Origin of the sequence: Sphingomonas sp. HT-1, from assembly GCF_048568905.1 — a bacterium.
Taxonomy (GTDB): domain Bacteria; phylum Pseudomonadota; class Alphaproteobacteria; order Sphingomonadales; family Sphingomonadaceae; genus Sphingomonas.
Genome location: NZ_CP183770.1, coordinates 1104585 through 1124312, shown reverse-complemented (window position 1 = coordinate 1124312; position 19728 = coordinate 1104585). Strand labels below are relative to the sequence as shown.

Here is a 19728-nt window from a genome sequence, read left to right as displayed (position 1 = left end):
GGTGGAGATTTGACCGCGATGCAATCAAGGGGACGATAATGAGTTTGGCGCTGATTTCGCTGCTGCTTGCCGCTGGAGGTGCGCAGGGCGGCCCGCATGGCTCTCCCGAGCCGGAGGCAGTGTCCGCTGATCCTTTGCAGGAGTTGGCGCAGAGCGGGGAGATTGTCGTTACGGCCCGCCGCCGCGAGGAGCGGGTGCAAGAAGTGCCGCTTGCCATTTCCGTCCTCACAGGGGAGTCTCTGGCGGAAAGCAGCGCCTTCAACGTCAGCCGCATCCAGCAATCGCAGCCGGCCCTGCAATTTTATTCCAGCAACCCTCGCAACACGGCCATCAATATCCGTGGTCTCGGCGCGCCGTTTGGCCTGACAAACGATGGCATCGAGAAAGGTGTCGGCTTCTATGTCGACGGCGTGTATATCGGTCGCGTAGGTGCCTCGACCTTCGATTTCGTCGACGTCCAGCGGGTGGAGGTGCTGCGCGGTCCGCAAGGTACGCTGTACGGTAAGAATACCACCGCTGGCGCGATTAACATCACCACGCGGGCGCCGAGTTTCACGCCAGAGGTTCGCTATGAAGCGACGCTTGGCAACTACAATTTCGTACAGTTGAAGGGGGCGGCCTCGGCGTCCATCGCCGACGAGAAGCTGGCGGTCCGACTGTCTACCTCGGTATCCCGCCGACGCGGCACGATATACAACACCACGACCGACAGCTATCTGCATCGGCTGGATAATTATGGATTGCGCGGCCAGTTGCTGTGGCGTGCCGCTTCCAATCTGGACCTGACGCTGTCGGGCGATTTCAACCTGCAGAACCCGCTGTGCTGCGTCCAATATTACGCGCGGGTCGGCGCGACGCAGCGCCCGCTCAACCGGCAATATGCCGCATTGGCGGCTGCGTTCGGCTATGCCCCGCCCAGCACCGATCCGTTCGATCGCAAGACCGATCTCGATGCCGACATCAATTCGCGCCAGGAGATAGGCGGTGCGTCGCTGGTTGCGAATTGGGACTTGGGCAGCGCGACCGTTACATCGGTAAGCGCTTGGCGCTATTGGGATTGGAAGCCCGCCAACGATCGGGATTTCGTTGGGCTGCCGATCACCACCGTTTCACAGAATCCGTCGCAGCAGAAGCAGGTGACGCAGGAGCTGCGCATTGCTTCTAATGGCAAGAGTAGGCTGGATTACACCGCCGGTCTGTTCCTGTTCCACCAGACGATCGATACGCAGGGATCGCAGGTGCAGGGGCCGGCGGCGAGCCGATGGCTGCTCAATCCGGGCAATGTCGCACCGGGTGCAAGCGGCTGTGCGACACTAACCGCGAATGCTTGTAACCCCGCCGTGTTGAACGGCCTTACGTCCCGAAACACGATCTGCTTCGACAACACGAGCCTTGCCTTGTTCGGCAAGCTCAATTGGGAGGTGCTGCCGAAACTTCGGGTGCAACCCGGCTTGCGACTGAATTACGACAAGAAGAGCGGCTCCTATGTCGCTACGGTGACGACCGGCACCGGCAGCACGACGCTGAATGCCGACCAGCGCGGGGTGCTCGCGCTGCAAAGCTATTCGCCGCGGTTCAGCGACTGGAACGTCTCCGGAGACGTCACCATCTCCTATGACTTCGATCGCGACGTGCATGGGTACGCCACCTATGCGCGCAGCTTTAAATCGGGTGGTATCAACCTATCTGGCCTGCCGTTGGACGCGAACAACAACCCTATCCTCGCCGCCGTGACGGTGAAGCCCGAAAAGGTGAACCATTATGAAATCGGCCTGAAGACCCAGTTCTTCGACCGGCGCGCGACTTTGAACCTTGCCGGCTTCTGGACGGAAGTGAACGACTATCAGGCGACAGTCACCAACGGCCAGTTGGGCGTGATCCGCGGCTATCTGGCGAATGCCGACAAGGTGCGCGTGCGCGGCTTCGAATTCGACTCCAACGTTCAGCCCAGCGATCGGCTCAAGATCTATGCCAATGGCGCGTTCACCGATGCCAGATATATCCGGTTCCGCGACGCGCCGTGCCCGCCAGAGCTTTCCGGGGGAGCGAACAGTCCGACCAATTGCGACATTTCGGGTCAGGTGCTGCCGGGAATCTCGAAATGGGCCTTCGGCTTCGGCGGAGAGGTGAACGCGCCGGTTGCGGAAGGTCAGGCCTATCTCGGTTATGATGGCAGCTGGCGATCGCGCTTCTCGTCGAACCCATCGCCTTCGGCTTATACCTGGATCGCCGCCTATTCGCTGTCCAATTTCCGCATCGGCTATCGTCAGGGCAGGGTGAATGCCTTCGCTTGGGTGCGGAACGCATTCGACAAGCGCTATTTCGAGCTGCTGTCGGTGCAATCGGGCAATACCGGCTTGATCGTCGGGCAGCCTGGCGATCCGCGCACTTGGGGGTTCACGATCAGCGGTTCGTTCTGATCGGGTGACCGTCTGGCCTCTAGCCTTGGCCGGGAGAGGTTAGCGGGCGGGGCAGGGCAGCCTGCTCCGCCCGATACCCGTTCCATGATGTTGCAGTTGGGAAAGCTAGGGGGTCAGCAGGCCCAGGCTTTGGAAAAGACAAACGCCCGGACCGTTTCCGATCCGGGCGCCTGCGTGACGAATGCTCGTCAGCCCCCTTAACAGGATCCCGCTTCTAAACACCTGCATTTGCTTGCAAGTGGAGCTGGGAGCCTCCCCGAACCGTGGCCTTTGGTGCCTGCGTTTCGACGCTGTTCTGGTACGATCCCAGCATTGCTTTGTCACCCGTCGACAGGCTGGCGTAAGCAGTTTGCCCACGCCCTGTGTCGAAATAGCAACAGGGCGCTTCCCCTGCGCGCGAATGGGCCTTAGAGCAGCCGCATGCTGATATCGCGCTACGAGCGGATGATCGCCCGCCGCTACCTGCTGCCCGGACGCAGTGAAGCCTTCATCGCCGTGGTTGCTGGGTTTAGCCTGGTAGCGGTGATGTTGGGGGTTGCGGCACTGATCGTCGTGATGAGTGTCATGAACGGGTTCCGCGCCGAACTGTTCGACAAGATTGCCGGCCTCAATGGCCATGCCGTGGTGCAGGGCTATGGTGGCCAGCTGCGCGACTGGCGCCGTATCGCAGACGAGGCGAAGGCCATTCCCGGCGTAACCGCCGCCACCCCGCTGATCGAGCAGCCGCTGTTCGCAAGCTATAACGGTCGAGTAGAATTTGCGCTGGTGCGCGGTCTGCGGACGGAGGACATCCTTAACAACCCGACGCTAAAGGGGAAGGAGATCCTGGGATCCTTCCGGAACCTGAAGCCTGGCAGCGAACAGATCGCGATCGGGTCCCGCCTGGCGGAGGCGCTGGGAGCAACGATCGGCAGTCAAATTTCGATCATCAATCCGCAGGGATCGGCAACGCCTTTCGGCACCATGCCGCGAATCGTACAGTATCGCATCGCCGCCATCTTTGAAGTGGGGGTGTATGACTATGACAAGGCCTACATCATCATGCCCATGAGCGACGCGCAGACGCTGTTGCTGATGGGCGACTCGGTGGGGATGGTTCGGATCGATACAAGCAATCCGGATCAGATCGAAAAGCTGGTAGGCCCGCTGGCCGACAAGGTGAGCAACGCCGGCCAGATCACCGACTGGCGGCAGATGAACCGTGAGCTTTTTGAGGCGCTGGCCGTGGACCGCGTGGTATCGTTCACGATCCTGTCGATCATCTTGGTCGTCGCTGCGTTCAACATTATCTCTTCGCTGATCATGCTGGTGCGCGCCAAGACGCGCGACATCGCCGTGCTGCGAACAATGGGGGCGACGCGGGGCAGCATGATGCGGATCTTTGTCACTGTCGGTACCGCGATCGGCGCGCTGGGTGTCGGCGCGGGTGGCGTGCTTGCCTTCTTCTTCATCACCTATCGCGAGAAGGTCGTCTGGGCGATCGGCGCAGTGACCGGACAGAAAGTATGGGACCCGCAGATGCGATTCCTGACCGAGTTGCCTGCCAAGACCGATCCGCTGCAGACGATCGCGATCTGCGCGATGGCCTTGCTCTTCACCTTCCTCGCTACCTTGTACCCGGCGTGGAAGGCGGCGAGTACCGATCCTGTCCAGGTGCTGCGCTATGAATGATCCGGTTCTCCAGACGCGGGACCTCCGCCGCAGCTTCGAGCAGGGTGGCGTCCGCATCGACGTGCTGCGCGGTGTTGATCTCGACGTGCAGCCGGGCGAGATCGTGGCGCTGCTCGGCCCATCGGGGTCGGGCAAGTCGACGTTGCTGCAGGCGGTGGGGTTGCTCGAAGGCGGCTTCGAAGGATCGATCCGCATCGTGGGCGAAGAAGCGGCAAAGCTCAGCGCAAGCGGTCGCACCGAAGTGCGGCGAGATCGGCTGGGCTTCGTCTATCAATTCCACCATCTGCTGCCAGATTTCGACGCCACCGAAAACGTCATCCTGCCGCAGCTTATCCGCGGCGCGCCGCGCGCGGACGCACAGGCGCGGGCTACCGACTTGCTGACGCTACTAGGCCTAGGCCACCGGCTGACCCACCGGCCGAACCAGCTGTCGGGGGGCGAGCAGCAACGTGTTGCCGTCGCGCGCGCGCTGGCCAACCGTCCGCCGCTGGTGCTGGCGGACGAGCCGACTGGCAACCTAGACGAAGCCACATCGAATCGTGTGTTCGACGAGTTCCTGAATCTTGTACGGAACGAAGGATCGGCTGCGCTGGTCGCCACGCACAACGAGCGACTTGCGGCGCGCATGGATCGCGTGGTGAGACTGCACGAGGGCAGACTGGAGGAAGCAGCTTGAGCGATCCCATCACCGCGACGCCGGTAACCTTTTCCGATGGCAGCATTGGCGATCTGGCTGCCTACGCCGGCAAGGTCCTGCTGGTGGTCAACACTGCGTCGAAATGCGGCTTTACCCCCCAATATGCCGAACTCGAGCAGCTATGGCGCGCCTATCGCGATCGCGGATTCGCCGTGCTTGCCTTTCCCTGTAACCAGTTCGGTGGACAGGAACCCGGAAATGCGGAAGACATCGCGCAATTCTGTTCCACCACATACAACGTGACGTTCCCCGTTTTCGGCAAGATCGATGTGAATGGCAGCAATACTGCGCCGTTGTTCGATCGGCTAAAGTTCGAAGCGCCGGGCGTGCTAGGGACCGAAGTTATAAAATGGAATTTCACCAAGTTCCTGGTCGATCGCAGTGGTGATGTCGTGGGGCGCTATGCTCCTACCAAGCCGCCGCGGGACTTAGCCGCGACTATCGAGTCGCTCCTTTAAAGAATTGCGGTGCGGCCGGAAATCGGGAGGTTGCAAGCTTCCGACCGCGCCACGATTATCCCACAATCGGACAGGTTCCGCCATCTTTATCGTCGTCTTAAGGGATTGTCCCTAGCATTACGTCCGGTGCGAAAAGCTGTGGAGAAGCGGCGCGCCGGCTTGGCAAAGTGGCACGGCACACCCTAGGTTCGGGCATGGCGCATTCCGGTTTCGTCCCTCTTCGGGTTTTCTCCTGCTACACAATGCTTGAGGGGGCGATCGACCCCAAGGCGGTCGCCAAGCACGCCAAGAGCCACGGCTTCCCTGCCATCGCAGTCGCCGATCGCAACGGCCTCTATGCAGCAATGAGCTTTTCGGATGCGGCCAAAAAAGCGGGTGTCCAGCCGATCGTCGGCACGCTGCTGGCGGTGAAGCGCTCGAACCTGGCCGAAGGGCTGAACGTGCCGATCGACTGGCTCGCGCTCTATGCGCAGGACCAGACCGGCTATGAAAACCTCTGCCACCTTGTCTCGCAAGCGCATCTCGATCGCCCGATCGAGGAGAATGCGCATGTGCCCTTTGCGGCGTTGGAGGGGTATACTGACGGGCTGATCTGCCTCACCGCCGGGGCAGAGGGGGCGCTCGCTCGGCTCTATGCCGAAGGGCAGGACAAAACCGCCGAGGCCTATGCCAGCCAGTTGGGAGCGCTGTTCCCGGAGCGGCTCTACGTAGAGATAGCTCGGCGCAACAACGAGGTAGAGACTCGTGCTGAGGTGAAGCTCATCGACCTGGCGTATGCGCGGAACCTGCCGCTGGTCGGCACCAACCCGGCCTGCTTCGCCGAGGCCGATTTCTACAGCGCGCATGACGCGATGCTGTGCATAGCCAACTCGACATATCTGGAAACGGACGATCGCCCGCGCTCCTCACCTGAGGCCTGGCTGAAGCCGGCCGAGACGATGAAGACTGTGTTCGCAGATCTGCCCGAGGCGATTGAGAACACGCTCGTAGTCGCCCAGCGGTGCGCCTATGCCGCGCCCAAACGCAAGCCAATCCTGCCCAGCCTCGCCGGCGACCGTGAAGGGGAAGCGGCAATGCTGCGCGAGCGCAGCTGGGAGGGCCTGCGCCAGCGACTCCAATTCGCCGGCATCACCGATCCGGCGGAAGTGGAGGTGTACAACCAGCGCCTCCAGTTCGAGCTCGACATCATCATCCAGATGGGCTTCCCGGGCTACTTCCTGATCGTCGCCGACTTCATCCAATGGGCGAAATCGAACGACATTCCGGTGGGGCCGGGGCGTGGTTCGGGCGCGGGCTCGGCGGTCGCCTGGGCGCTGACCATCACCGATCTCGATCCGCTCAAGCTCGGTCTGCTGTTCGAACGCTTCCTCAATCCGGAACGCGTTTCGATGCCCGACTTCGACATCGACTTCTGCGAAACCCGGCGCGGCGAAGTGATCCGCTATGTTCAGGAAAAATACGGCCGCGATCACGTGGCGCAGATCATCACCTTCGGGACGATGAAGGCGCGCGCGGTGATCAAGGACGTCGGGCGCGTGCTGCAGATGAGCTATGGCCAGGTCGATCGCCTCGCCAAGCAGATCCCGAACCACCCGACCGACCCCTGGACGCTGGAGCGCACGCTGAACGGCGTCAGCGAGTTCCTCGCCGAATATAACGGCAACGAGGATGTGAAGCGCCTTGTCGACCTGTCGATGCGGATGGAGGGCCTGCCGCGCCACAGCTCGACCCACGCCGCCGGCGTGGTGATCGGCGACCGGCCGCTTGCGCAGCTGGTGCCGCTGTATCGCGATCCGCGCTCGGACATGCCGGTGACCCAGTTCGACATGAAGAATGTCGAGGGCGCCGGGCTGGTGAAGTTCGACTTTCTCGGCCTCAAGACGCTCTCGGTGCTCAAAAAGGCGGTCGTGCTGCTCGCCAAGCGCGGCGTCGACGTGAACCTCGACCGGCTCGATTGGGACGACGAGGGCGTCTATGCGCTTCTCCAGCGCGGTGACACGGTGGGCGTGTTCCAGCTCGAATCCGAAGGCATGCGGCGTACGCTGACCGCGGTGCGGCCGACCAATTTCGGCGACATCGTCGCGCTCGTCTCGCTCTACCGCCCGGGCCCGATGGACAACATCCCGACCTTTGGCGCGCGCAAGGCGGGGCGGGAGCCGATCGTCTATCCGCACGACCTGCTCGAACCGATCCTGAAGGAGACCTACGGGATCTTCGTCTATCAGGAACAGGTGATGCAGGCCGCGCAGATCCTCGCCGGCTATACCCTGGGCGGCGCAGACATGCTGCGGCGCGCGATGGGCAAGAAGGTCAAGGCGGAGATGGATGCGCAGCGCAGCATCTTCGTCAAGGGCTGCAAGGAAGTGAACGACATTCCGGCGGCCAAGGCCAACGAGCTGTTCGACTTGATCGACAAGTTCGCCGGCTATGGCTTCAACAAGTCGCATGCCGCTGCCTACGCCTTGCTGGCGTACCAGACGGCGTGGCTCAAGGCGCACCATCCGCACGAATTCTTCGCCGCATCAATGGCGTACGACATTCACCAGACCGACAAGCTGGCGGTGTTCGCCGACGACATGCGGCGGCTTGGCATCGAGGCGCTGTCGCCCGACATCAACGCTAGCGAGGCGGATTTCACCGTGCAGGCGCAGGGCGAGGGGCTCGCGGTGCGCTACGCGCTCGGCGCGCTCAAGGGCGTGGGCGAACGGGCGATGGAGTTGCTGGTTGAGGAGCGCGAGAAGAATGGCCGTTTCGCCAGCCTCGACGATTTCGCCAAGCGGGTCGACCCGCGCGTGCTCAACAAGCGGCAGCTGGAAACGCTCGCCTCGGCCGGCGCGTTCGACAGCATCGAGCCCAATCGGGCGGGGGTGCATGCCGCGGCGGAGACGATCCTCGCGGTTGCCCAGCGCGACCATGCCAGCCGCACCAGTGGACAAGGCGGGCTGTTCGGTGATGCAGAGCCGGCCGGGGGCGGGATCGCCGTCCCGAAGGACGCGGTGTGGAGCATGTCCGACCGCATCAACGCCGAGAAGGATGCCTTTGGCTATTACTTCTCGGCGCATCCGCTCGACCGATACGAGCATCTGTTCCGTGGACAGGGCGTGCGCGACATCGCCACGCTCCCGGAGATGAACATCCCCGAAGGCGCCCGGGTCACAGCCCAGATCGCCGCGCTGATCGAGGATTGCCGCTACCGCACCTCGGCGCGCGGCAACCGGTATCTGATGGCGACGATCTCGGACAAGAGCGCGCAAATCCAGACCTCATGCTTCGACGAGTTGATCGCGAAGGACATGGAGGAGTGCGCGAAAGGTACCGGCTGCGCGATCCTGACGCTCGAACTCGACAAGCGTCCCGGCGAGGATACTCCACGCGCCGCCGTGAAACGGGTGCAGCCGTTCGACACGCTGGCCGGTACGACCCAGTTGATCATGGAGATCCGCATCGAGGATCCCACGGTTCCGCCGCAGCTGGCGGAACTGGTCGGCGAGCTGCGCGGCGGGGGCAGGGGCGAGATCCTGCTCCATGCGCCGATCGAAGGCGGCGAGGCGACGGTGATGCTCGGTCGGGGCTTCCGACTCGACACCGAGCTGGCGGCGCGGATCGAGGGGCTGCCCGGCGTGAAAGGCGCTTCGCTGATGCCGGCAAGCATGAAGCTGGCGGCGGCGGCGTAGCGGGGCCTTGTACCTCCTCGCCATTGGGGGGCGGATAGCGAAGCTTGGTGCTTCAGCGATCAGCGCAGCTTCGAGAAGGTGAGCGGCGCAAGACACCGCGCGATTTGCTCCTGCAAACCGATCCCTCTTACTCCCACCGCCTGTTGGCGGCGGCCCCTCCCTCTCGCGTGAGGGGAAAGGAGCAGAGTTTTCGGTACGTCATTTTTCAGAAACCCAATGTAACACCCGACCCTCTCGACTCCTGCAGGTGAAGGCGTATCTTGCGCCCAAAACAGCCACGCAATGGAGAGGCATATGCTGGGCGGCATGCAAGATTTCGAGCTTCGGGTATCCACCTTGCTCGATCACGCGGCGCGGGAGCACGGGCCTCGCGAAATCGTCACGCGGTGGGCGGACGGCAGCGAGACGCGCACGAGCTGGGCAGGTATCGCGCACGACGCGCGGCGGATGGCGCAGGCGCTCGAGCGCATGGGAATCCGCAAGGGGGATCGGGTCGCAACCCTGGCGATGAACCACAGCCGGCACCTCGTCGCCTGGTATGGCGCAACCGGCATGGGTGCGCTGATCCACACCATCAATCCGCGGCTCTTCGACGATCAACTCGCCTTTATCGGTAATCATGCCGAGGATCGGGTGTTGCTCTACGATCGGATGTTCGAGCCTGTCGTCGAGCGGCTGAAGCCGCAATGGACCACGATCGAACATTATATCTGCTTCGACGATCTCGGGCCCGAGGGGTTCGAGGCCTGGATCGGCGCCGAAGACGGTGCCTATAGCTGGGCGCAGGGCGACGAGCGCGAGCCGATGATGCTCTGTTACACCAGCGGCACCACGGGGAATCCGAAGGGCGTGGTCTACACCCATCGCTCGACGGTTATTCACGCGCTGACAGAATTGCAGCCGGCCGAGTTCGATCTTTCCACCCAATCCGTCGCGATGCCGATCGTGCCGATGTTCCACGCTGTTGGTTGGGGATTGCCGTGGGCCGCACCGGCGGTAGGCGCGAAGATGGTGTTTTCGGCCGTCAATGATCCCAAGGTCCTGTGCGAATTGATGAACCGCGAGAAGGTGACTCATTCAGCCGGCGTGCCGACCGTGTGGTTCGCCATGTTCCAGCATATCGACGCGACCGGCGAGGCGCCGAGATACCTCAAGATCGTCACCATCGGCGGCTCGGCGGCACCCCGAGCGATGATCGAGCGACTGATGAAGATGGGGATGCGCGTCAATCACGCCTGGGGCATGACCGAGACGAGCCCGATCGGCACGATGGGCGCTCCATCGCCCGACTGGGACGAACTGAGCTTCGACGCCCAGGTCGATCAGGTCAGCAAGCAGGGCAAAGTACCCTATGGCGTCGAACTGCGTACGGTGGACGACGAAGGCAAGGTGCTGCCGCGCGACGGCAAGACCTCCGGGCGGCTGCAGGTGCGCGGGCCCTGGGTGGTCCGCCAGTATTTCCGCGAGGAAGCGCCGGCGATCGACTCCGATAACTGGTTCGACACCGGCGACGTCGCCGTACTCCATTCGGACGGAGTAATGCAGATCACCGATCGCGCCAAGGACGTGATCAAATCCGGTGGCGAATGGATCAGCTCGGTCGAACTGGAGAATTGCGCTGTGGGCTGCGCAGGCGTCGCCGAGGCGGCGGCGATCGGCGTGCACCACCCGCGTTGGGAGGAGCGGCCGATCCTGCTGGTAGTTCGCAAGCCGGGCAGCGATGTGACGGCCGAGCAGATCCAAGCGCATCTGGCGGCGCACGTCGCGAAATGGTGGCTGCCCGACGAGATCCACTTCGTCGATGCGCTGCCCCACACCGCCACGGGCAAGCTGCTGAAGATGGAGATCCGCCAGCGCTACAAGGACTATTCGCTCGCTGCTGCCTGAACGTGAGGCCAGGGGCGACGACTGCATCGCAGCCGCCGTCACCAGGCCGCTCACCGGGCGGCGAGCATCCCTGCGCTGATCGCTTCCGTCTTCGCCTCGCGGAAGCGAGCGCAGGTTCGAATGCCGTCCAGCGTGCGATCGAGCGCCAAGGTGCTGCCCTGGAGCGTGGGACGCAGCTTGGCGTCGACCTTGTCGGCCTGGGCGTTCGAGCAGAGCCGGCCGAACATCGCAACGGCACGCGCAGCGAAGATGCCGGCGCTGCCGCTTTCCTTGATCATTGTGTCGAAGTTCGCGAGCATCGCATCGCTGGCGAGATCGCGTGTGTGGGGGGATTGGAAAAAGCCTGCCACGACGCTGGCGCGCATCTGTGGGCTGAAGCGCGGGTCGTTGAATTCGTTCAGGAACCAGCGTGCGATATCGGCGCGTCCAGATCGGGCGATCCCCTCGCCGACGATGCTGCGATCTACGGTGCTGGTGCCGGCAAGCGATTGTTCGAGCAGTGCCTTGGCGTAGTCCAAGCCGCGTTCGTTGATGGCGACCGCCGCAGCCATTGACGCAAATTGGGGATCCAATGCCTTGGCGTCCCCAGCCGCCCAGGCATCGAATGCGCTCAGCAGTTGCGCGCGCAGTGCTGCGTCCTGCCCGGAAAAGACGAGCAGGTCGAGCAGGCGGCTGCGCAATTCCTGCTCGTCGGCAGTCTCACCGGCATGGGCGTCCGCCTTGGGATCGAAGCCGCTTTTCGCCAGCATCGGACTGTAGAGATCGACAATCAGCTTACGGTAGACGGGCAACGCCGCCGGCGTCAGCAGCCCTCGCGCTTCCAGCCCGCGCAGGCGATCGGCATTGTCGAACACAATCTTTTGCGCGGGGTGCGCGGCCATGGCGCGGGCCAGGGCGATCGGCCGCGTCACGTCGCTGCGGCCAGCATAGAAGCTCGCCCACACGCTATCGTCCAGCGCCAGCGCCTCACCTTGCGGCAGCGTTGTGCCAGCGGCGATCAGTGCCGTCCAATCGGCGGGATCAAGTTCGAAGCGATAATAGCCCCAGCCTCCTGCATTGGGCACGATCGTTCCGCTACCTTTGGCTTCGATCGCTTCGCTCGGCTGATCGAGCAGCGTGCAGCTCTTGGTTTCGCTGCGGCGCAGGCATAGCGGGATCAACCATTGCTGCGCGGGCAGGTTGGTGCCGAAATAGGCAAAGCGCGACTGGCTGGCGATCAGCCGTTCGCCCTCGCGGCGCAGCGTGACGAGGGGCACGCCCTGCTGGTCGACGAAGCTCTTGAGCGAGGCGAGCACGCGAGGATCATCGGCGGCATCCGCCAGCGAGGTGAAGAACTGATCGGTGGTGGCATTGCCATAGGCGTGGCGCCGCATGTGGAGGCGCACCCCATCACGGAACCGTTCGTCGCCCATATAGTCGGCGATCATCGCAACCACCTGGCCGCCCTTGCCATAGGTGATCTGATCAAACGCGGCATCGATATCGCCGTCCCGCAAAATTGGCTCGTGAATCGGTCGCCCGGTCGGAAGGGAATCCAGCGTCATCGCCTGGAAGCCTTCTTCGATCGCGTTGACGCCCATTTCGAGATCCGGCCGCCATTCGTTACCGATGCGATAGCCCATCCAATTGGCGAAGCTCTCGTTCAGCCAGATATCGTCCCACCAAGCCGGAGTGACGAGATCGCCGAACCATTGGTGTGACAATTCGTGCGCAACGACCATGCCGAACGCCTGCTTCCGTTCGGTGGAAGCCGATTCGTCCAGGAACAGAATGTCGTCGCCATAAATATCGGCGCCGGCATTCTCCATCGCTCCCGGCATGATCGGCGAGCCGATCTGGTCGAGCTTGGGGAAGGGGAAGGGCTGACCGAAATAACGTTCGAGCAGCGCGACGATCTTGCCCGATTCATCGCGGGCATAGGCCAGCTGTCCAGCATTGGGCTGCGTGCCGATCACGCCTAACGGCATCGGATCCTTGCGCTCCGGCGTCGCCGCGATGCTGGTCTTGGTGGTTGCGAATGGGCCGGTGACGAGCGCCACCAGATAGGTGGGCAGCGGCTTGGTGGGCGCAAACTGGTGTTTCACCAGCGCTCCCTGTTTGCGCATGCTGGCCTGGGGCGCGTTGCTGACGGCCACAAAGCCGGGCCGGGTGGTGATCGAAATAGTGAACGGCGTCTTGTAGCCGGGTTGATCGAAGGACGGGAAGGCGGCGCGGGCATCGATTGATTCGAACTGGGTCCAACTGTACCAGGCATTGTCCACCTTCACATGGTACATGCCGGACGTGGTCGTTCCGAACGGGGCATCGTAATCAAAGCGCAGGGTTACGCGGCCTGCCGGAACGGTAGTGCCGAAATCTAGCTGGGCGAGGCCGGTCGGGCTTTTTTGCGTGAACCGCACTGGCATGCGCTTCTTACCGATCTGCACCGTCGCCTTGCTCACGCGCAGGTCACGGCCATGCATCCAGAGGGCGCTCGCCGCTTGCTTCAGATCGACATCGATCTCGGTATGGCCGCTGAAGCGGTCTTTTTCCGGCAGGATGGTGAAATCCAGACGATAGGCGGCGGGCGTGGCGACATCCGGCAGCTTGCCTTGCGGCTGCGGCGTTTGCGCCAGGGCAAGGCTGGGGGCGAACAGGGCAGTGCAGGCGAGCAGGGAAACGCGCATCAAGGGTCCTTCGAAAACGGCATGCAGGACTAGGTCCGACGCTTCGATGTTGCAATATCACATCCGCTGACGTCCCTCCGATTTGGTCGCTTGCCGCACCGTCCGCCGTCGCTATGGTACCGATATCAGAAGATGCTCGGGAGAGGCTGGATGCGAGGATGGGTGAGCGGTGCCGCCATGGCATTGCTGTTGGTGGCAGGCGCGCATGCCGCTCCGGGGGAACGCTGGTCCGCGATCTGGGCGACGGCGCAGCTGGTGGCGGAGGGACCGAACGCGCTTTCCCAGGAGGAACTGACCGACGCGACGCTACGCCAGATCGTCCGCGTCCCGCTGTCGGTAACCAGGGTGCGCATCCGCTTCACCAATCGGTTCGGCACGACGCCGCTGATCCTGGACGGCGCCACTGTGGCGCGGGCGCTGGATCCTGCCCGTGCCGCGATCGATCCCGCCTCTCTCCGTACGCTGCGCTTTGGCGGCAGCGGGACGGTCACCATTCCCGCCGGCGCCGACTATTGGAGCGATCCGGTCGAGCTCAACGCTGCGCGCGGGGCCGACCTTGCCGTCTCCTTCCATCTGCCCAGCGCGCCGGGCGTACAGACAAGCCATCCGGGTTCGCGCGCAACCTCGTATCTGGCGCGCGGCAGCCAGGGCGGCGCCACCGATCTGCCAGGTGCCAAGACGGTCGATCACTGGTACCAGATTGCCGGGATCGAGGCGGCCGCGCCGCGTGCCCGCGCGATCGTAGCATTCGGGGACTCGATCACTGATGGCTACGGGGTGAAGCCCAACACCAATGCGCGGTGGACCGATGCGCTGCAGGCTCGCCTGCGGGCAGCGCCGGGGCTTGGCGACGTTGCCGTGCTGAATGCCGGGATCGGCGGCAACCGGCTGCTCAACGATGGGCTGGGCCCCAATGCGCTGGCCCGTTTCGACCGCGACGTGCTGACGCCGCCCGGCGTCACCCATGTCCTCGTGCTGGAGGGCGTGAACGATCTGGGGACGTTGACTCGCGATGCGCCGGTCACTGCGGAAGCCCATGCCCTGCTGGTGACGCGGATGATCGACGCCTATCGGCAGATGGTCGCGCGGGCACATGCGCATGGCATCAAGGTGATCGGGGGTACCATCATGCCTTATGCCGCGTCCGCTTACTATCATCCCGATGCGCTGAACGAAGCGGACCGCCAGGCGGTGAACCGCTGGATCCGCACCCCGGGCAACTTCGACGCGGTGATCGATTTCGACGCCGCAATGCGCGATCCGGCCGATCCCACCCGGTTGCGCAAGGCATATGACAGCGGCGACGGGCTCCACCCCTCGATCGACGGTTATCGCGCGATGGCGGCCGCGGTGCCCCTGGCGCTGCTGCGCTAGAACAACTCCCCCTGGGGACCGGAGGGGGGGCGAAACAGGTCCGTTCGCAGGCGGATGCGCTCGCCCTCCAGGCCGTAGCGCTTCACCGCGCGGGTGAAGCGGGTGCGGAGCAGTTCGGCCCAGGGCCCCTGGCCACGCATCCGCGTGAAGAACGCGGGATCATTGTCCTTGCCGCCGCGGATCGACTGGATGGTCGCCATCACCTTGGCGGCGCGATCGGGGAAATGCGCGTCGAGCCAGGCGCGAAATAGCGGGGCGACTTCCCAGGGGAGACGGACCGGCAGGAAGAAGGCGCCGCGTGCGCCCGCCTCCGCGGCGCGCTCGAGGATATGCTCCATCTCGTGATCGGTGACGTGCGGGATCACCGGCGACATCGAGACGAAGACCGGCACGCCCGCATCGGCGAGGGTGCGGATCGCTGCCAGGCGGCGCTCGGGGCGTGGCGCGCGCGGTTCCACCGTCATCGCGATCTTCGGGTCCAGCGACGTGACGGACAGCATCACCGCCGTCAGCCCCTGCGCCGCCATCGGCGCCAGCAGATCGAGATCGCGCACCACCCGATTCGACTTGGTGGTGATCATCAGGGGGTGGCGGCACTCGGCGAGCAGTTCCAGGCAGCCACGGGTGACCCGCCACGTCGACTCGATCGGTTGATAGGGATCGGTATTGGTGCCGAATGCGATCGGCTTGCAGACATAGCCGCGCTTGCCGAGTTCGACGCGAAGCAGCGCAGGCGCGCTCGGCTTGGCGAACAGCCGGCTTTCGAAATCGAGGCCGGGGGAGAGATCAAGATAGGCGTGGCTCGGCCGTGCAAAACAGTAAATGCAGCCATGCTCGCAGCCGCGATAGGGATTCACCGATTGGTCAAAGCCGATGTCGGGCGACTGGTTGCGGCTGATGATCGTCCGCGGCGTCTCGACCGTCACGCTCGTGCGGAGCGGCGGCGGCGCGCCGTCGACCACCGCCTGCGCGTCGAGCCAGTCACCATCGGCTTCGCGCGCAGGAAGGTTGAAACGAGCGCTCTCCGCATTAAGCGTGGCGCCGCGTACCGGGCGACTCTTTGCCATTGCGTGAATGTACGTCGGACTGTAGAACGAAGCAAGAACATGTAAGGGGGTGATGATGGCGCGCTTGAATTATCTGGAACTACCGGTTGGCGAGGTGCCGGGGCTGAAAGCCTTTTACGGGCAGGCATTCGGCTGGGCCTTCACCGATTTCGGCCCCAGCTATGCGGCAACGATGACCGGCGACACCGATGTCGGGCTGGACGGCGACGCGCAGGGGCGGACGCAGCTGCTGCCGGTGATCGCGGTGGACGATCTGGAAGCGACGCTTGCAGCAGTGGAAGCGGCGGGCGGCACGGTCACGGTGCCGATCTTCGCCTTTCCCGGTGGCCGGCGGTTCCACTTCCGAGATCCGCAGGGGCATGAGCTGGCAGCATGGGTGGTGGAGGACTGAGGTCGCTTCCAGTCGGAGCCACGTGGTGACACCTTGCCGTTGCGACAGCAGGAGGCCGGGTAGGAGAGGGCGTCGCTTAAGGCCCTGGGCCCCTGTTTTTCGCAGGGCATGGGAAGCGCAGGGTACGGGCAGGTGGGGCCGCCTGCAGCTTCCTTACCGCTCCTGCAGGCGCCCCATCAGCTCGACGAAGTTGCAGGGCTTGTGGCGGATATCGAGCTGGCTGGCGAGAATGCCGTCCCATGCATCGGTGACAGCACCGGTCGAGCCCGGCAGTGCGAAGAGGTAGGTGCCGCGCGCAACACCGGCGGTGGCACGGGACTGAATCGTCGACGTGCCGATCTTGGCGTAGCTCAGCCAGCGGAATAGTTCGCCAAAGCCCGGGATTTCCTTGTCCCAGACGCGGGCAAGTGCCTCCGGTGTCACGTCGCGGCCGGTGACGCCCGTGCCGCCGGTGGCGAGAACCACCTCAACGCCTGGCGCTGCGATCCATGCCTCGAACTGAGCAGCGATCACGTCGACATCGTCGCGGAGAATCGTGCGGTCCGTAAGCAAGTGGCCGGCGCTGGTCAGCCGCTCGACCAGCCGGTCGCCCGATCGATCCTCAGCGAGCGTGCGGGTGTCAGAAACGGTGAGAACGGCAATGCGAACAGGGCGGAAGGCGATGCTCGCGTCAATTCCCACGCGCCACCTCGTTCGGCAGCTTGGCGGCGCTGATCGTCACGCTGGCCCCGGTGGCCGGCAGCTGGAACTGCTGCTGGAGCGCCGAAGGCGCCTGCGGCGCTAGCGGCTGCGGCGCGGGGAAGATAAGCGGCGGGGCGCGGCGCGTGCTGAGCTTCACCGCCTTGGCCCCAGTCATGCCGGGAAAGCGCGGCCACATGCCGGCAGCCAGTGCGGCGCGGCTGGCGGAGGGCTTGCCGTCGTGCAGCTCGTACATCCAATAGTTGCGCAGCACCGTCATTACATAGCCGCGCGTCTCCCAATAAGGGATGCTTTCAATGTAGAGCAACGGATCGCCGCCGTCGCGCGAGGCTTGGTTCCAGGCCTCGACCGGGCTGGGCCCGGCATTATAGGCGGCGATCACCTTAGGCAGCAGCCCTTGCGTCAGCGGCAGGTCGCGTAACTGCTCGAGATAGGATTGACCGATCTCCATGTTCACCGACGGCTTGGTGAGATCGCTGGCGGCATAGGTGACCCCACGGCGCCGACCTACATCAATCGCGGCGCCGGTTTTCACCTGCATCAGGCCCATGGCTCCGGCGGCGCTGCGCACTTCCGCGTTGAAGCGTGATTCCTGCAACGTGTGAGCGAACACCAGTGAACGATCGACTCGCCATCCGCCGGCGGGCGACCAGTTCGGCACTGGATAGCGTGCCTCGACGATCGGCTTGGCGCCGGCCGGCCCGTTATGCGCCAGCCACAATTCGGTCTGCGGCAGGCTCAGCTGCGCGGCAAGGCGAGTGAGCGCGCCGTGATCGTCCGGCGTGCAGAACTTCGCCTGGTGGCGCAGCACCTGATCGGCCAATGCCGTCTCGCCGATTTCCGACAGCGCGGCAGCGACGCGGACGTTCGGGCGACGTTCGAGCGCAGCCCAGTCCTTGTTGATGAACCGATCGCCCTCCAGCCGCTTTTCCGCTATGCCCAAGCTCGATCGGGCAAGCAGGCCGTAGAAGGTTTCGCCATATTGGCTGGCCGCCCGCAGCTTTGGTGCCACTCGGTCTGGCCGCCCGCACGCCATTTCCGCACGGGCGCCCCAATAGAGGCCGGCGGATCGCAGTTCGGTATCGCTGGCCCGGGTGGCGACGCGTTCGAACGCAGCGGTGGCGCCCGTGCAATCCTGCTGGCGCCAGGCAGCAAGGCCATCTGCCCAGTCGGCCTGCGGCGCCCATTCACCCATTCCCTGCTCGGCCTTGGCCGCCATGCGGCGCGCATTGGCATCGTCGCCGGCAACATAGTAGATCCAGGCGACCTTCTGCTGCCACTCGGTCAACGCTTCGGGCGTAAGATCGCCCGCGAAGCGTGCAACCACCGCTTCAGCGGCAGGGCCGTTATCCGCCTTTACATGCGGTGCGATCAGGATCGCTACTTCGGTCGCGGCATTGTCGCTGCGGATCGAGCGAGCGCGCTTGCGGATCGGCGCGCCATCGAACCAGATCAGCCGCTGCGCCACCGGGAGGGAAGGAAGGTCGCTCACGCCGCGCGTCTTGGCAAGACGCGCGAGCTGTTCGGCCTGCGGAAGCTCCGGCGCTTCGGTGATAAGCGCCACCAATTGCGCCGCTTCGACGCGCGGCGAACCCTTGGCGGTGTATAGCTGGGCGCGGGCGATCGCGTGGAGTGGGCCCGGCGGCATCGAATCGAGCTTGATCTGAGCATCGGCCCAGCGACCATTGCGGATCGCATCGAAGACGAAGCGGTAATCGGAGCGCTGCGCCGGATCGAGCTGCGACGGAATACCATCACCCGCGCGACGGGGGCCCGAAGCGGCATCCGCTTCGTCGATCAGCGTGGGAGTGTTATCATCAGACGGCAGGGCCAGCGCCGGTGTGGCGATCGGCGTCGCCAGCAGCGTGGCGGCAAGCAGAATGCGCAAGGTCAACGGCTCGGTCCCCGGTTCAGCAGCAACAGATGTTTCCAGGTTTCGCTCTTGGCGGCCGGACGCTCGATCAACGAGCGCGGATGATAGGTCGCCACCACCTGGGTTGTCGTCTCGTAGCGGTTAACGTCGTACGAACGAAGTTCCGGCGGCCAGGCTTCCGCCCCGAGAACCGAACGGGTCGCCGCATGGCCGAGCAGCAACAGCTTCTTCGGCTGCACCAACGATAGGAAATGGTTGGCCAGCTCGACCAGCTTCGGCGCCGCATCGGCGGGCACCTGCCCGGTGAGGGGGCGGGCGAAGCAGAGCGGCACCAGTTGCACCGACTCGCGCGCCAGCCCCACCGCCGCCAGCATCCGATCGAGCAGGGCGCCCGCCGGACCGCTCCACAGCGTGGCGCTATCCTCTGGCTCGGGCATGTCGACGAAAATCGTCCAAGCGGCGTTTTCGACAAACGCAGGCGCAACCAGGGGCGTGTGCCAACCGGCTTCGGGCGCGGCTTCGCTTGTCCGCCAGGCGATCAATTCGGCCAGCGTCTGGGGCAGGGCAGCGGGTGCGGCCGTTACGGCAGGCTCGGCCTGCGGCTCGGCGCGGAGCGGCGCGGGTTTGGCGAACCAGTCGCGCACCTCGTCCTCGACGAGCATGTCGACTCCTGCGGCATCCCACCATTCGAGCGTGCTCGCGAGCGCCTTGTGCCAGCTATTGTCTGGTTGCACCCCCATACCCATTCTTTGAATCCCAGTTGACGGCGGGGTCAATCTGGCTTCATCGCCGGATAGACGGAACGTTGCGGGCGCGCGACGACAGGTGGCCGCAACGGCCGTGTTAGTACG

The 19728-nt window shown here is 64.2% G+C and carries 13 protein-coding genes; 8 read left to right on the top strand and 5 right to left on the bottom strand.

The features are described 5' to 3' along the window. The first annotated feature begins 38 nt into the window (after positions 1-38). The 6 genes from ACNFJ7_RS05325 (at position 39) to ACNFJ7_RS05300 (ending at position 10807) form a co-directional block, all read left to right on the top strand. Entirely contained in the window at positions 39-2420 is a 2382-nt protein-coding gene (locus tag ACNFJ7_RS05325) for a TonB-dependent receptor (protein ID WP_026009148.1), read from the top strand. Between the two features lie 420 nt (positions 2421-2840). Then, a complete protein-coding gene (locus ACNFJ7_RS05320; protein ID WP_019369548.1) occupies positions 2841-4091 on the top strand; it encodes a lipoprotein-releasing ABC transporter permease subunit in 1251 nt (416 codons plus the stop codon). Next, entirely contained in the window at positions 4084-4767 is a 684-nt protein-coding gene (locus tag ACNFJ7_RS05315; RefSeq protein WP_019369547.1) for an ABC transporter ATP-binding protein, read from the top strand. The genes ACNFJ7_RS05320 and ACNFJ7_RS05315 overlap by 8 nt, the downstream gene beginning before the upstream one ends. Continuing rightward, positions 4764-5246, top strand: coding sequence for a glutathione peroxidase (locus ACNFJ7_RS05310; protein ID WP_019369546.1), 483 nt, complete (start codon positions 4764-4766; stop codon positions 5244-5246). The genes ACNFJ7_RS05315 and ACNFJ7_RS05310 overlap by 4 nt, the downstream gene beginning before the upstream one ends. A 194-nt stretch (positions 5247-5440) precedes the next feature. Continuing rightward, positions 5441-8920, top strand: a complete 3480-nt coding sequence (dnaE, locus tag ACNFJ7_RS05305; RefSeq protein ID WP_026009146.1) for a DNA polymerase III subunit alpha — start codon at positions 5441-5443, stop codon at positions 8918-8920. Between the two features lie 294 nt (positions 8921-9214). Continuing rightward, entirely contained in the window at positions 9215-10807 is a 1593-nt protein-coding gene (locus ACNFJ7_RS05300) for a long-chain fatty acid--CoA ligase (protein WP_019369544.1), read from the top strand. A gap of 50 nt (positions 10808-10857) precedes the next feature. On the opposite strand, the gene ACNFJ7_RS05295 is transcribed toward ACNFJ7_RS05300, so the two are convergent. Then, a complete protein-coding gene (locus ACNFJ7_RS05295; RefSeq protein ID WP_019369543.1) occupies positions 10858-13473 on the bottom strand; it encodes a M1 family metallopeptidase in 2616 nt (871 codons plus the stop codon). Between the two features lie 177 nt (positions 13474-13650). On the opposite strand from ACNFJ7_RS05295, the gene ACNFJ7_RS05290 reads away from it, so the two are divergent. Further along, a complete protein-coding gene (locus ACNFJ7_RS05290; RefSeq protein ID WP_019369542.1) occupies positions 13651-14847 on the top strand; it encodes an SGNH/GDSL hydrolase family protein in 1197 nt (398 codons plus the stop codon). Here ACNFJ7_RS05290 and ACNFJ7_RS05285 read toward each other — a convergent pair. Further along, positions 14844-15914, bottom strand: a complete 1071-nt coding sequence (locus ACNFJ7_RS05285) for a PA0069 family radical SAM protein (RefSeq protein WP_019369541.1) — start codon at positions 15912-15914, stop codon at positions 14844-14846. The genes ACNFJ7_RS05290 and ACNFJ7_RS05285 overlap by 4 nt on opposite strands. A gap of 55 nt (positions 15915-15969) precedes the next feature. On the opposite strand from ACNFJ7_RS05285, the gene ACNFJ7_RS05280 reads away from it, so the two are divergent. Further along, the gene (locus tag ACNFJ7_RS05280; RefSeq protein ID WP_026009144.1) at positions 15970-16305 is read left to right on the top strand and encodes a VOC family protein; all 336 of its coding nucleotides are present in this window, start codon (positions 15970-15972) and stop codon (positions 16303-16305) included. A 153-nt stretch (positions 16306-16458) separates the two neighbouring features. On the opposite strand, the gene moaB is transcribed toward ACNFJ7_RS05280, so the two are convergent. From moaB to ACNFJ7_RS05265, 3 genes are read right to left on the bottom strand one after another with little or no spacing between them, the layout of a single operon-like run. Continuing rightward, the gene (moaB, locus tag ACNFJ7_RS05275) at positions 16459-16986 is read right to left on the bottom strand and encodes a molybdenum cofactor biosynthesis protein B (protein WP_019369539.1); all 528 of its coding nucleotides are present in this window, start codon (positions 16984-16986) and stop codon (positions 16459-16461) included. Further along, positions 16976-18898 carry a lytic transglycosylase domain-containing protein gene (locus ACNFJ7_RS05270; protein WP_019369538.1) on the bottom strand — a complete coding sequence of 641 codons (1923 nt, stop codon included), beginning with the start codon at positions 18896-18898 and terminating at the stop codon, positions 16976-16978. Before ACNFJ7_RS05270 ends, moaB begins: the two co-directional genes overlap by 11 nt. After that, on the bottom strand, positions 18895-19617 hold the full coding sequence (locus ACNFJ7_RS05265) for a uracil-DNA glycosylase family protein (protein ID WP_019369537.1): 723 nt from the start codon (positions 19615-19617) through the stop codon (positions 18895-18897). Before ACNFJ7_RS05265 ends, ACNFJ7_RS05270 begins: the two co-directional genes overlap by 4 nt. Positions 19618-19728: the final 111 nt, after the last annotated feature.

Excerpts from the sequence above, each read along its gene's own strand:
- ACNFJ7_RS05325 (WP_026009148.1), top strand. The coding sequence starts at position 39 with ATGAGTTTGGCGCTGATTTCGCTGCTGCTTGCCGCTGGAGGTGCGCAG.
- ACNFJ7_RS05320 (WP_019369548.1), top strand. The coding sequence starts at position 2,841 with ATGCTGATATCGCGCTACGAGCGGATGATCGCCCGCCGCTACCTGCTG.
- ACNFJ7_RS05315 (WP_019369547.1), top strand. The coding sequence starts at position 4,084 with ATGAATGATCCGGTTCTCCAGACGCGGGACCTCCGCCGCAGCTTCGAG.
- dnaE (WP_026009146.1), top strand. The coding sequence starts at position 5,441 with ATGGCGCATTCCGGTTTCGTCCCTCTTCGGGTTTTCTCCTGCTACACA.
- ACNFJ7_RS05300 (WP_019369544.1), top strand. The coding sequence starts at position 9,215 with ATGCTGGGCGGCATGCAAGATTTCGAGCTTCGGGTATCCACCTTGCTC.
- ACNFJ7_RS05295 (WP_019369543.1), bottom strand. The coding sequence starts at position 13,473 with ATGCGCGTTTCCCTGCTCGCCTGCACTGCCCTGTTCGCCCCCAGCCTT.
- ACNFJ7_RS05290 (WP_019369542.1), top strand. The coding sequence starts at position 13,651 with ATGGCATTGCTGTTGGTGGCAGGCGCGCATGCCGCTCCGGGGGAACGC.
- ACNFJ7_RS05285 (WP_019369541.1), bottom strand. The coding sequence starts at position 15,914 with ATGGCAAAGAGTCGCCCGGTACGCGGCGCCACGCTTAATGCGGAGAGC.
- ACNFJ7_RS05280 (WP_026009144.1), top strand. The coding sequence starts at position 15,970 with ATGGCGCGCTTGAATTATCTGGAACTACCGGTTGGCGAGGTGCCGGGG.
- ACNFJ7_RS05265 (WP_019369537.1), bottom strand. The coding sequence starts at position 19,617 with ATGGGGGTGCAACCAGACAATAGCTGGCACAAGGCGCTCGCGAGCACG.